Here is a 13271-nt window from a genome sequence, read left to right on the forward strand (position 1 = left end):
TATTTAAAGCTGCAGCTTTTCTTGCAATTGCTGCTTCACTTTCAGCACGATCGAATCGGTCGATAGGCCCCCACCCGAGACCAGGAACGTATCCTCGACCCGTTCGCCCAAAGTGGCGATCTTCGCCGAATGAAGGGAAATGCCGTGCGCTCCAAGCAATTCCGCGACGTCGTACAGAAGATAGGGGCGATCGACCGCCGATATTGAAATGATGAAGTTGCGCCCGCCCTCGTCCGCCCGGATGTCGACTCGTGGCGTGATCGGAAAGTGGCGTAGCTTGCGTGAAAGGCGGCCTGCGGACGGTCGCTCGGTGCCGCGCGGATTGACGAGTCGGTCGGCCAGTTCGTGCTCGATCAGGCTGATCACGTCACGATAGTGAGTGGCATCCTCCGGGTTCTGCACCATGAAGCTGTCGAGTGCGTAACCGTGCCGGGTGGTATGGATCTTTGCGTCGAGAATCGTGAACCCGAGCCGCGCGATGCTGCCACAGATCCGCTTGAAGAGATCGGGCACGTCTGGGGTGTACACCATGACCTGAATCGCGTCGCCGCTTTCGACCAGACGTGCTTTCACGACGGGGGCGGGTGGATCGGGGCGATGATAGAGTTGGCGCGTATGCCATGCTATTTCATCGGGCGAGTGGCGAAGGAAGTAGAGCTGATCGAGGTTCTTCCAGAACGGTTTCTCGATGTCTGCCCGGAGACCGTGGTAACGCAGCTGACGGCGCGCTTCGTCGACCCGGTCGTCCACTCCCAGTGCCTGCTGCGGCGTGGCGCCACGCAGCAGTCGGCGGGTCGCATGGAAAAGGTCTTCCAGCAGTTTTGCCTTCCAGCCGTTCCAGACCTTGGGGCTGGTGCCCCTGATATCGGCGTGGGACAGCAGATAGAGCGCAGTGAGGTGACGTTCATCAACCACGACTGCGGCAAAACGGCTGATCACCTCAGGGTCGCCGATGTCCTGCTTCTGGGCGACATGTGACATTGTCAGATGCTGGCCAACGAGCCATACCACGAGGTCAGAATCCTCCCGGTCAAACTCGTGGTTCACGCAGAACTGCTGGGCATCGATCATGCCGAGGCGCGAGTGGTCGCCGCCACGCCCCTTGGCAATGTCGTGAAAGAGCGCGGCGACATAGAGCAGCCAGTGGCGGTCCATCCCGAACATCAGCCGGGTCATCAAGGGATATTCGTGCGCATGCTCCGCCATGGTGAAGCGTCGCAGGTTTCGCAGCACCATCAGGGAGTGCTGGTCGACCGTGTATACATGGAACAGATCATGCTGCATCTGGCAGAGAATCTTGTTCCAGGGGGGAAGATAGCGGCTCAGGATCCCGTACTGATTCATTCGCCGGAATTCAGAGACGATACCCCGGCGTTGTTGCAGGAGCTCAACGAAGAGAGCCCGATTCTCCGGGTTCGCCCTGAACTCAGCATTGATTCGATTGCGGTTTTGCCAAAGCGCGCGCAGTGTGCGCGCGGTCATGCCCTTCAGCTCGGAGCGTTGCTGCATGACGAGGAAGCAGCGCAGGAGGGAAGAGGGGTTCTCGGCGAAGACCCGGTCGTGGCGGATGTCCAGAAGCTCCCTTACCGCCTGGAAATCATCGTCGATCACGACCGCCGGAAGTTGGCGGTCATCAAGGAATTCTTCGGCGAAATTGAGCAGCAGTACCGTATTGAGTTGTGTAACCTTTTTGGCGTTGATGTAGTACTGCTGCATGAATACTTCGGATGCGCGCTTGCCCGCCTGAGCGCTGTATCCGAGTGCGGCGGCAAGTGACTCCTGGTAGTCGAACAGCAGCCGATCTTCCCTCCTGCCGGCGAGCAGATGCAGGCGAATCCGCACATGCTGAAGAAAACGTTCGACCTCCCGGAGCTCGCGTGCTTCTCCCGGGTTGATCAACTTGTGCCGGACCAATTCCCGCCAGCCGTGGCCAAGCCCCGCTGCAATGCTGATCCAGACAAGCATCTGCAGGTCGCGTAGTCCACCCGGGCTTTCCTTGCTGTTGGGCTCGAGCGAATAAGGGGTGTCTTCGTAGCGGGCGTAGCGCTGTTCCTGCTCCGCACGTTTCGCTTTGAAGAAACGGGGAACCGACAGATTGGCGAGAAGGACCGAACGAAAGTGGTCGTACAACGCGACAGGGCCCGCGAGGCGGCGAGATTCGAGCATGTTCGTCTGCACGGTGATGTCTTGTGCCGACTCTTCGATGCATTCCTCCACCGTGCGCACGCTGTGGCCGATTTCCAGGCCGATGTCCCACAGCGCGGTGATCAGTCCGCTGATCTTGCCTCTGAGCTCCAGATCCTCCTCTTCGGGGAGCAGAATGAGAATATCGACGTCCGAGTGAGGGTATAGCTCGTTGCGACCGTAACCGCCGGCGGCCATCAGAACCGCCGATGCGGGCATCCCGAAAGACTGCCACAGCGTTTGGAGCACGCCGTCCACGAGTTCGGCGCGGCCCTTGAGCATCGGCCCCGTCAAGGGCTTTTCATGATAGGCGTGGACGAGCCTTTCGAAGCCCTTGTTGAGGGTTTCGCGACATGTCGCAACGCTTGATGCAATTTTCGCATCGAGGCCGGGAGCGGACATCTCGTTCATCCCTGCATTACCCCTGCCGTGTGGAAAAACCGGCGGGCGCTGCCGGCGAGCCCGCGGACAGGGTGAGGACTTCGACGCCATCGTTCGTGACGAGGACCGTATGTTCCCACTGCGCCGAAAGACTGCGGTCCTTGGTCACGATGGTCCAGCCATCGGGCAACTCGGAGATGGCGGCCTTTCCAGCGTTGATCATGGGCTCGATCGTGAAGATCATGCCGGGTTTGAGTTCGATGCCGGATCCGGCGCGCCCGTAGTGCAGGACCTGGGGTTCCTCGTGGAATTTTCGTCCGATTCCGTGACCGCAGAACTCGCGCACGACGGAGAAGCCGTTGCCCTCTGCATATTTCTGGATTGCTGCGCCGATGTCGCCCAGATGTGCCCCCGGACGTACCTGCTCGATGCCTATCCAGAGACACTCGAAAGTGACCTGGCACAGCCGTTTTGCGAGGATGGAGGCGTCGGATCCGACGACGAACATGCGGCTCGTGTCACCATGGTAGCCGTCGGCGATCACCGTGATGTCGAGATTCACGATGTCACCGCGCTTGAGCGCCTTGTTGCCGGGAATGCCGTGGCAAACCTGATGGTTCACGGACGTGCAGATCGATTTTGGGTAGGGCGAATAGCCCGGAGGCGCATAGTTCAAGGGGGCAGGAACCGTCCCCTGGACATCGACCATGTAGTCGTGACAGAGCTTGTCCAGCTGTTCGGTGGTGACACCGGGCTTGACGTGCGGCTCAATGAAATCGAGAACCTCCGATGCGAGCCGGCAGGCGACACGCATCTTCTCGATGTCTTCCTGGGTTTTGATGGTGACGCTCATAGATTTGCTTTCGGCAGGGCCAAAGGCTCAAAGCGTAGCCGATGAGCAGGCGTGCGGCAAACCTCTGCCAATATTCCGGCTACAGAAGACCTTGAGGCTCGTAGCATTCCGAAGCTATAATCGCCGGCTTGTCTGCAATCGATGCGGACAAATCCACACGCCCGGCGCAGCATTTGCGAGGGTCCGGACCAGCCAGGAGCTGGACGGCTATTGCCGGGCGGAGGCTCAACCCTTTGTATATTGGAGATATTCATGTCTGTAACAATGCGCCAGATGCTTGAAGCGGGCGTCCACTTCGGTCACCAGACCCGCTTCTGGAATCCCCGCATGGCCCCGTACATCTTTGGCCAGCGCAACAAGATCCACATCGTCAACCTCGAAAAGACGATGGTCAAGTACCAAGAGGCGATGGAGTACATCCGCAAGCTGGCCGCCAATCGTGGCAATGTGCTCTTCGTTGGCACCAAGCGCCAGGCACGCGAGATCCTTGCCGAAGAGGCCCAGCGCGCCGGCATGCCCTACGTTGACGAGCGTTGGCTCGGCGGCATGCTGACCAACTTCAAGACCGTCAAGCAGTCGATCAAGCGTCTCAAGGAAATGGAGACCATGGTCGAGGACGGCTCGATGGAGCGCCTCTCGAAGAAGGAGGCCCTGATGGCTTCCCGCGAAATGGAGAAGCTGCAGAAGAGTATCGGCGGCATCAAGGACATGGGTGGTCTGCCGGACGCATTGTTCGTCATTGATGTTGGCTATCACAAGATCGCGGTCACGGAAGCCAAGAAACTGGGGATTCCCGTCGTAGCGGTGGTGGATACCAACCATTCCCCGGAAGGTCTCGACTATGTGATTCCCGGTAACGACGACTCGAGCCGCGCGATTCGCCTCTATGCCCGCGGCGTCGCGGACGCTGTGCTGGCTGGCCGTAACCAGGTCGTGCAGGAAATCGTGGCGGCAGGTGGCGACGAGTTCGTCGAGGTCGAAGAGCGTAGCGTGGAAGGCGAAGCCTGAGCGGCACTCGTTTTTCGCAGATTACCTATCAAGATTCAGCAGGAGTAAGCATGGCGGAAATTACCGCAGGCATGGTCAAAGAGCTGCGTGAAAAGACTGACGCGCCGATGATGGAGTGCAAGAAGGCGCTGACCGAAGCGGCTGGCGACATGGACAAGGCGGAGGAGATCCTTCGCGTCAAGCTGGGCAACAAGGCGAGCAAGGCGGCCTCGCGCGTGACGGCTGAAGGTATTGTTGGCATCTACCTTTCCCAGGACGGCAAGCAGGCGGCGATGGTCGAACTCAACTGTGAGACCGATTTCGTTGCCAAGAACGATGATTTCATCAATCTGGCTCAATCCGTTGCCGAGCTGGTTGCCACGGCCAAGCCAGCAGATGTGGCCGCACTCTCCGCGGCCAGCCTCGGTGACAAGACGGTTGAAGAAGTCCGTGCGGCGCTGGTGGGCAAGGTCGGCGAGAACATGAGCATTCGCCGGTTCGAATTCGTCGAGGCCAAGGGGCGGGTGTCGAGCTACGTTCACGCAGGGTCGAAGATCGGTGTGCTGGTCGATCTCGTCGGCGGTGACGAGGCGCTGGCCAAGGACCTTGCCATGCACATTGCTGCCAGCAAGCCGAAGTCGCTCGACGCCAGCGGCGTCTCGAGCGATCTTCTTGATACCGAGCGTCGCATCGCAATCGAGAAGGCGCGTGAGGCGGGCAAACCGGAAGCGATGCTCGAAAAGATCGCGGAAGGCACGGTCCAGAAGTTTCTCAAGGACGTAACGCTGCTTGGCCAGGTATTCGTGAAGGCCGAGGATGGCAAGCAGACCGTCGAGGCGCTGCTCAAATCCCGTGGTGCCAGCGTTGCCGGCTTCACCCTTTATGTGGTGGGCGAGGGCATCGAGAAGAAGGTTGCCGATTTTGCTGCCGAAGTGGCTGCCCAGGCAGCTGCTGCGCAAAAGTAAGCAGGAGTATTAAGCAGTGGCTGCCGCCTATAAGCGCATTCTTCTGAAGCTCTCCGGTGAAGCCCTGATGGGCGACGACGCGTTTGGAATCAACCGAGAGGTTGTCGGGCGTATCGTCGCCGAGATTGGCGAGATCTCCCGCCTGGGCGTTCAGGTGGGAGTGGTTATAGGTGGCGGCAACATCTTCCGTGGCATGGCTGGTGCGGCTTCTGGTATGGACCGTGCGACCGCAGACTACATGGGCATGCTGGCGACGGTGATGAATGCCATGGCCTTGTCGGATGCGATGCGCCTTCAGGGGATCAACAGCCGGGTGCAGTCGGCCCTGGTGATGGATCAGGTCGTGGAACCGTATATCCGTGGCAAAGCGATCCGCTATCTCGATGACGGGAAGGTGGTGATCTTTGCTGCAGGTACGGGCAACCCTTTCTTTACAACCGATACTGCCGCCGCCTTGCGTGGCTCCGAAATCGGTGCGGAGATTGTGCTCAAGGCAACGAAGGTGGATGGGATCTATACCGCGGATCCGAAGAAGGACGCGTCCGCCTCGAGATACCAGCGCCTGAGTTTCGATGAGGCAATCAGCCGGAACCTGCAGGTCATGGATGCGACGGCGTTCGCCTTGTGCCGAGACCAGCGATTGCCCGTGAACGTTTTCAGCATCTTCAAGCCCGATGCGCTCAAGCGCGTCATTTGCGGCGAGGACGAAGGTACGCTGGTCTACTGCTGAGGAGTTGATTGTGATCCCCGAACTAAAGAAAACGATCGAGCAGAAAATGCAGAAATCGATCGAGGTTCTCAAGACCGATCTCGCCAAGGTTCGCACCGGCCGTGCGCATACCGGCCTGCTGGACCACGTGCAGGTCGAGTACTATGGCAGCATGGTTCCAGTCAATCAGGTTGCAAACGTCACGTTGATAGACGCGCGTACGATCGGCGTGCAGGCTTGGGAAAAACCGATGATGCAAAAGGTCGAAAAGGCTATTCGCGATTCGGACCTCGGCCTGAACCCGTCGAATCAGGGCGAGATCATTCGCGTCCCGATGCCCGCGCTGACCGAGGAACGTCGGCGTGATCTGATCAAGGTCGTGAAGCACGAGGGTGAAAGTGCGAAGGTCGCAATCCGCAACCTGCGTCGTGATGCCAACGGTTCGCTCAAGGATGCCGCGAAGGACAAAGAAATTTCCGAGGACGAAGAGCGCCGTGCTCAGGATGACGTGCAGAAGTTGACGGATCGGTATATCGCCGAGGTCGACAAACTCCTGGCACACAAAGAGCAGGAACTGCTTCAGATCTGAGCCGACCCGGCTCCAACCAGCTCGGGGGTGAGGATGGCCAATCTGCCGTTCAGTAGTTCAACCACGGAAATACCGCAGGTCGGCGATACGCCCCGGCATGTCGCCATCATCATGGACGGCAATGGTCGCTGGGCTCGAAAGCGATTGATGCCCCGTGTTGCCGGGCATAGCCGTGGGGTTGAAGCGGTGCGAGGCACGATCCGAGCGTGTATCGACCGTGGCATTCCTTACCTCACGTTGTTTGCATTCAGTTCCGAGAACTGGCGCAGACCCGCGGATGAAGTCTCGTTTCTCATGCAGCTCTTTCTGCGCTCCTTGCAGAAGGAAATCGAACGGATGCATGCGAACAATATTCGCTTCCGTGTCGTTGGTGACCTTTCCCGGTTCGAAGGTGCGCTGGTCAGACTGATTCGCGATGCCGAGGCATTGACCGCCGGGAACTCGGCGCTCGTTGTCACGATTGCGGCGAACTACGGCGGGCGCTGGGATATCCTTCAGGCGGTTGACAAGATGCTCGCGGCGGAGCCCGAGAAGCGGTCTGGTTTTTCTGAAGAGAACCTTGCAGAGCACCTTGCCCTTGCGTACGGCCCCGAACCCGACCTTTTCATTCGCACGGGCGGCGAACAGCGAATCAGCAATTTCCTGCTCTGGCAGCTCGCCTACTCCGAGCTGTATTTCACCGATACCCTCTGGCCTGATTTCGACGATGGCGAACTGCAGAAGGCGATTGCCTGGTATCGGGGGCGGGAGAGGCGGTTCGGCCGCACAAGTGAGCAGTTGAGCGACAAGACGCAGAAGAGTTCGGGCAATGCTTAAGACGCGGATTATTACCGCGGTCGTCCTGGTCACTTTTTTTGCAGGTCTGTTGTTTTTTGCTTCCCCGTTTCAATGGATGCTGTTCGCCGCCGCAGTGGCGGCGATTGGTGCGTGGGAATGGGGGGCGCTGATTCGCGCAGCCACGGCCTTCAGATATGCCTACGCGTTCGGCATCGCGCTGATAGTGCTTTTTCTCGCACCCTCGGGTCTCTCGGGTTTGGGGGAAGTGGTGGCGCGGACGTCGTTCGTCGTTAGCGGTAGTTTCTGGCTGCTCGTGGTACCGTTTTGGCTGCGAAACCGGTGGCGGTTCGATTCGGTGTTGGTCGGCGCAGGGGTGGGTGTCATCCTGCTCGTACCAACTGCTCTGGCGCTGATTTTGTTGCGGCAGTCGGGGGCGTGGATTCTACTGGCGGTTATGGCAGCCGTGTGGGTTGCAGATATCGGGGCATTTTTTGTGGGTCGGCGTTTTGGCCGGATCAAGCTTGCTCCGATGATCAGCCCGGGCAAAAGCCGCGAAGGCGCCTATGGGGCGATCATGGCGGTATGGATCTATGGTGCGCTCGTACTTGTAATGGGTTTCCGAGTCGCGCTCGGTCCTGTCGAATGGCTCGCGTTTCTGGCGGTTCTTGCGGTGCTGACCGTGGTGAGCATCATGGGTGATCTTTTTGAATCGCTCGCGAAACGGCAGGCGGGGGTCAAGGACAGCGGCACGATTCTTCCGGGCCATGGAGGCGTACTCGACCGGATCGACAGCCTCACCTCGGCGCTTCCGTTCTCAGCGCTCCTGCTTGCGGCTTCAGTCCCGTTCCACTGACCAGGCTTTGCCCTGCGAACCTCGGGCTCGCCTACACTACGCAGAATCCTCCCGAGAGCATACCAACTCAGAAAAAATGCAGTCCATTACAGTCCTTGGTTCGACCGGCTCAATCGGGGTGAGCACCCTTGACGTCATTGCGCGCCATCCTGATCGATATCGGATTTTTGCGCTGACAGCCCACCGCCAGATCGATAAGTTGCTCGTCCAGATCCGGGCGCATTCACCGCGCATCGCCGTGGTTGGCACGGCTGCCGATGCCGCCAGCTTGCGAGCTACTTTGCGGGACGAGGGTTTGTCGACCGAAGTGATGAGCGGGCCTGATGCGCTGGAACTGGTTTCGTCGGCGGTTGACGTCGACACGGTCATGGCCGCGATAGTCGGCGCTGCCGGGCTCAGGCCGACGCTTGCGGCGGCTCGTGCGGGAAAGCGGATTCTGCTGGCAAACAAGGAAGCCCTGGTGATGTCGGGCCAGGTGTTCATGAGCGCCGTCAGGGAAGGCGGTGCGAGCCTCCTTCCCATCGATAGCGAGCACAATGCGATTTTCCAGGCTTTGCCCGATCATTACGCTCGAGATCCCGAGGTGCATGGCGTAAACCGGATCTTGCTGACCGCTTCCGGCGGGCCGTTCCGCAAGTTTGAGCCGGCCGCCTTGGCTCGCGTGACACCGGAACAAGCCTGCAATCATCCAAATTGGGTGATGGGACGGAAAATCTCGGTCGACTCGGCCACCATGATGAACAAGGGGCTCGAGGTAATTGAAGCCCACTGGCTCTTCGGTGCTCCGGCAGAGATGATCCAGGTGGTCGTGCATCCGCAAAGTGTCATCCATTCGATGGTCCAGTACATCGATGGGTCCGTTGTCGCCCAGCTGGGTAATCCGGATATGCGAACCCCCATCGCTCACGCGCTTGCTTTCCCGTGGCGGATCGAATCGGGGGTGGCGTCCCTGGACCTGTTTTCTATCGCAAAGCTCGAGTTCGAACCCCCCGATTTTGATCGCTTTCCGTGCCTTGCATTGGCCTATCAGGCCTTGAGAAGTGGTGGCACCGCGCCAGCAGTATTGAATGCTGCCAACGAGGAAGCCGTTTCCGCATTTCTTGATGGTCAAATCGATTTTTTGCGAATTCCACGCCTCATAGCCGCCGCGCTGGAACAGATCCCGGCATCGGCTGTCTCTTCCCTGGATGATGTCCTGGCGGCCGATCTCATGGCCCGCGAATTCGTTACAAAACAGATTTCCGCCTGAAGGTCGCGCTGCATGAGCTTGATCGATTACCTCGTCCCGTTTGTCGGCGCACTTGCGATTCTGATCGTGATCCACGAACTTGGGCATTTTCTCGTGGCCCGATGGTGCGGCGTCAAGGTGCTGCGTTTTTCGCTGGGGTTCGGCAAGGTGTTGGCAAGTGTCAGAGCCGGACGGGATGGCACGGAGTGGAGCGTCAGCGCCTTTCCGCTCGGCGGATACGTGAAAATGCTCGATGAGCGCGAAGGGCCGGTTGCCGAGCACGAAAGAGCGCGCGCTTTCAACAGGCAAACGGTGGGCAAGCGCTTTGCGATCGTGGCGGCTGGGCCGGTTGCGAATCTCTTGCTCGCAGTAGTGCTCTACTGGGGGCTGTTTTCAACCGGTAGCGACGAGTTGCGACCGAAGATTGCTGCCCCTCTTGCGGCATCGCCTGCCTCGGTTGCCGGACTGATTGCGGGTGACAGCATCGAGCTGATTGACGGCGACCCGGTGCGCAGCTGGCAAGAGCTGCGTTGGCGTCTGCTTACCCATGCGATTGATGGCAACACGATCAATCTCGGGGTGCGTAGCGAGGGCTCGCAAGCGCTTGCAGAAAGAACGATCTCGCTCGGAGGGCTTTCGATAGACGAGTCCGGCGAGGATCTGGTAAAGCAGATCGGATTGGTACCTTACCGCCCAAAAATACCGGCCGAGATCGGCCGTGTTGCGGAAGGAAGTCCGGCTGAACGAGCAGGAATGAAGCCCGGCGACCTCGTTATCGCGATCGATGAGCGTCCATTGACGGACTGGGGGGATTTGGTCCACGTCGTGAAAGCGTCGGCGGGCAAGCCTTTGGTGTTCACGATTGAACGGGGAGAGAAGCGCGAGAAACTGGCGGTAACGCCTGAAGCCGAAATGGTGGATGGACAACCGGTGGCGAGAATCGGCGTGGCGGTGAAGGATCGCCCGGAGTTGCGCGAAGCGATGTTTGTCACCATCCGGTACGGAATTCTCGAGGCATTCGCGAAAGCGGTCCGGCAAACCTGGGAGACGAGCACCCTCTCGGTATCGGTGATTGGCAAGATGCTGTTTGGTGACGTCTCCTGGAAAAACCTCAGTGGCCCGGTGACCATTGCCGACTACGCTGGCCAGTCCGCACAGCTTGGGCTCGCCCAGTATCTTAAATTTCTGGCCCTGATCAGCATCAGCCTCGGCGTGCTGAACCTGCTTCCCATCCCGGTGCTGGACGGTGGACACTTGCTGTATTATACGATCGAGATCATAAAGGGCAGCCCGATTCCGGAGCGCTTCATGGAGATCGGCCAACAGGTGGGCATGGCGGTCCTGCTCATGCTGATGGGCTTTGCCTTCTACAACGACATCAATCGCCTTATTTCCGGCTGAACAATTCATGAAACGTAAGCTTCTTTCAGGGCTTGTAGCGGCCCTTTTCGCCGTAGCTTTGCCCGCGGCAGCCTTCGATCCCTTTGTTATCAAGGATATACGTGTCGAAGGCATTCAGCGTACCGAAGCAGGGACGATCTTCAATTATCTGCCGGTCAAGGTGGGTGACCGTTTCACCGAGGAGCAGGCGTCCGAGTCGATCCGCGCATTGTTTGCGACAGGTTTCTTCAAGGATGTCCGGATCGAAACCGACGGCGGCGTGCTGGTCGTCGTGGTCGACGAGCGCCCGGCGATCGCCCAGATCACCTTCGACGGTGTCAAGGAGTTCGACAAAGAAGCGCTCAAGAAGGGTTTGCGCGAAGTAGGGCTAGCCGAATCGAGAATCTTTGACCGTGCGTTGCTCGAGCAGGCAGAGCAGGAGCTCAAGCGACAATACCTTTCCCGGGGCCTGTATGCCGCACAGATCACGACGACCACGACACCGCTCGAGCGCAATCGCGTGGCTGTCAACTTCAAGGTTGTCGAGGGCGATGTAGCTAAGATCCGTCAGATCAAGATCGTTGGTGCAAAAGCCTTTAAGGAAAAGGAGCTGATCGACCTCTTTCAGCTCACGACGCCGACCTGGTTTACCTGGTATTCCAAGAACGATCAATATTCGAAGCAGAAGCTCTCTGCCGATCTCGAAAGCCTGCGCTCGTTTTATCTGAACCAGGGTTATCTCGATTTCAACGTCGATGCAACCCAGGTTTCCATCACGCCCGACAAGAAAGACATCTACATAACGATCAATCTGAGCGAGGGTGAAAAGTACACTGTGTCGGGCGTCCGTCTTACCGGCGATCTGATTCTCCCGGAGGCAGAGTACGCGAAACTGGTGACAATACGTCCTGGAGAGGTGTTTTCGCGTGAGCGCCTGACTGAAACGAACAAGGCGATCACCGATCGGCTCGGAAATGAAGGCTATGCATTCGCGAACGTGAATGCGGCCCCCGAGCTGGACAAGGAGAAACGCACTGTCGCATTTACGATTTTCGTAGATCCGGGCCGTCGGGTATACGTACGTCGCATCAATGTTGGCGGCAATACCAAGACGCGTGATGAGGTGGTGCGGCGCGAGATGCGGCAGCTCGAGGGTGCGTGGTACGACGGCGAAAAGATCAATCGGTCCCGGACGCGGATCGAGCGGTTGGGTTACTTCGACGAGGTTAACGTCGAGACGCCGGCGGTGACTGGCACCACGGATCAGGTTGATCTGAACTTCACGGTAAAGGAGCGGCCCACTGGCAATCTGACGCTTGGTGCGGGTTTCTCCAGTTCCGAGAATCTGGTGCTTTCCGCGTCGATCGCTCAGCAGAACCTGTTCGGATCAGGAAACTCTGCGTCATTGCAGGTGAATACCAGCAGCACGAACCGGACAATTGCGCTGTCGTTCACCAACCCTTACTACACGCCGGATGGTCTGAGTCTCGGTTGGGACATCTATCAGCGCAATATCGATCCTACCTCGACGACAATCGCACCGTACAAGACATCATCGGTAGGCGGTGGGGTCAGGGTAGGAGTGCCGATCGCCGAGGATGATTCGATATCTTTTGGGTTGGCAGTCGATCAGACGACGATCACGACCTTCAGTGGCGATCCGGATTATGGCGACAGTCCGCAGCAGTATTATGACTTCTGCGATGAGTATGGAAATCGGGCCAAATGTACGGTTTCCAGTCTTGTCGGCACCGTCGGCTGGGCGCGCGACAAACGGGACAGTTTCCTTTACCCCCGGGCAGGAACTTATCAGCGCTTCGCTGTAGAGGCTGCCTTGCCGGTCGGTGATCTTCGCTACGGCAAGCTCTCATACCAGCACCAGCACTGGATTCCGATCGGGACGCGTGACTATGCGCTGATGCTGAACGGAGAAGTCGGCTGGGCCCACGGCTATGGTGGCCGTACGCTACCGTTTTACAAGAACTTCTTCGTTGGTGGCATTGGCTCGGTCAGGGGCTTCGAGCAAAGCTCGCTGGGGCCGACGATCACTCAAACCGATGGGTCTGTCGACAGCCTCGGCGGCAACCGCAAGCTCGTTGGTAATGCCGAGTTTTATTTCCCGATTCCGGGCACCGGCAAGGAGCGGGCATTCCGCATGTCGGCTTTCCTCGATGGCGGACAGGTCTGGGGGCAGGACGAGAAGTTCAGCCTCTCAGACTTGCGCTACAGTACGGGTTTGGCATTCTCCTGGAGTTCTCCGATCGGACCGCTCAAGTTCAGCCTTGGTTGGCCGCTCAAGTCGGAGAAGGGTGACAAGACGCAGAAATTCCAGTTCCAGCTGGGTTCGGTGTTTTGAGCGAAGCAG

General features: G+C 58.7%; 11 protein-coding genes. 9 read left to right on the forward strand and 2 right to left on the reverse strand.

From position 1 onward, the window contains the following. Window positions 1-3: 3 nt before the first annotated feature. Both GQB03_RS08695 and map read right to left on the reverse strand, forming a co-directional pair. On the reverse strand, window positions 4-2586 hold the full coding sequence (locus tag GQB03_RS08695; protein WP_159687522.1) for a [protein-PII] uridylyltransferase: 2583 nt from the start codon (window positions 2584-2586) through the stop codon (window positions 4-6). Window positions 2587-2602: 16 nt separating this feature from the next. Continuing rightward, complete coding sequence (gene map, locus GQB03_RS08700; protein ID WP_159687524.1) at window positions 2603-3418, reverse strand: type I methionyl aminopeptidase; 816 nt, start codon at window positions 3416-3418, stop codon at window positions 2603-2605. A 252-nt stretch (window positions 3419-3670) separates the two neighbouring features. Here map and rpsB point away from each other — a divergent pair, with 252 nt between their 5' ends. The 9 genes from rpsB to bamA all read left to right on the forward strand — a co-directional run bounded on the left by rpsB (window position 3671) and on the right by bamA (window position 13262). Continuing rightward, complete coding sequence (gene rpsB / locus GQB03_RS08705) at window positions 3671-4426, forward strand: 30S ribosomal protein S2 (protein WP_159687527.1); 756 nt, start codon at window positions 3671-3673, stop codon at window positions 4424-4426. Window positions 4427-4476: 50 nt separating this feature from the next. Then, window positions 4477-5370, forward strand: a complete 894-nt coding sequence (gene tsf, locus GQB03_RS08710) for a translation elongation factor Ts (RefSeq protein WP_159687530.1) — start codon at window positions 4477-4479, stop codon at window positions 5368-5370. Window positions 5371-5386: 16 nt separating this feature from the next. Continuing rightward, window positions 5387-6100, forward strand: a complete 714-nt coding sequence (gene pyrH / locus GQB03_RS08715; RefSeq protein ID WP_159687533.1) for a UMP kinase — start codon at window positions 5387-5389, stop codon at window positions 6098-6100. Between the two features lie 10 nt (window positions 6101-6110). Next, window positions 6111-6668 carry a ribosome recycling factor gene (frr, locus tag GQB03_RS08720; protein ID WP_159687753.1) on the forward strand — a complete coding sequence of 186 codons (558 nt, stop codon included), beginning with the start codon at window positions 6111-6113 and terminating at the stop codon, window positions 6666-6668. A 33-nt stretch (window positions 6669-6701) separates the two neighbouring features. After that, complete coding sequence (uppS, locus tag GQB03_RS08725; RefSeq protein WP_159687535.1) at window positions 6702-7484, forward strand: polyprenyl diphosphate synthase; 783 nt, start codon at window positions 6702-6704, stop codon at window positions 7482-7484. Further along, window positions 7477-8298 carry a phosphatidate cytidylyltransferase gene (locus GQB03_RS08730; protein WP_159687537.1) on the forward strand — a complete coding sequence of 274 codons (822 nt, stop codon included), beginning with the start codon at window positions 7477-7479 and terminating at the stop codon, window positions 8296-8298. Before uppS ends, GQB03_RS08730 begins: the two co-directional genes overlap by 8 nt. Window positions 8299-8374: 76 nt before the next feature. Next, on the forward strand, window positions 8375-9547 hold the full coding sequence (gene ispC, locus GQB03_RS08735) for a 1-deoxy-D-xylulose-5-phosphate reductoisomerase (protein WP_159687539.1): 1173 nt from the start codon (window positions 8375-8377) through the stop codon (window positions 9545-9547). Window positions 9548-9559: 12 nt separating this feature from the next. Continuing rightward, on the forward strand, window positions 9560-10927 hold the full coding sequence (gene rseP, locus GQB03_RS08740) for an RIP metalloprotease RseP (RefSeq protein ID WP_159687541.1): 1368 nt from the start codon (window positions 9560-9562) through the stop codon (window positions 10925-10927). A 7-nt stretch (window positions 10928-10934) separates the two neighbouring features. Continuing rightward, window positions 10935-13262, forward strand: a complete 2328-nt coding sequence (gene bamA, locus GQB03_RS08745) for an outer membrane protein assembly factor BamA (protein ID WP_159687543.1) — start codon at window positions 10935-10937, stop codon at window positions 13260-13262. Window positions 13263-13271: the final 9 nt, after the last annotated feature.

Origin of the sequence: Cognatazoarcus halotolerans, from assembly GCF_009800965.1 — a bacterium.
Classification (GTDB): Bacteria; Pseudomonadota; Gammaproteobacteria; order Burkholderiales; family Rhodocyclaceae; genus Cognatazoarcus; species Cognatazoarcus halotolerans.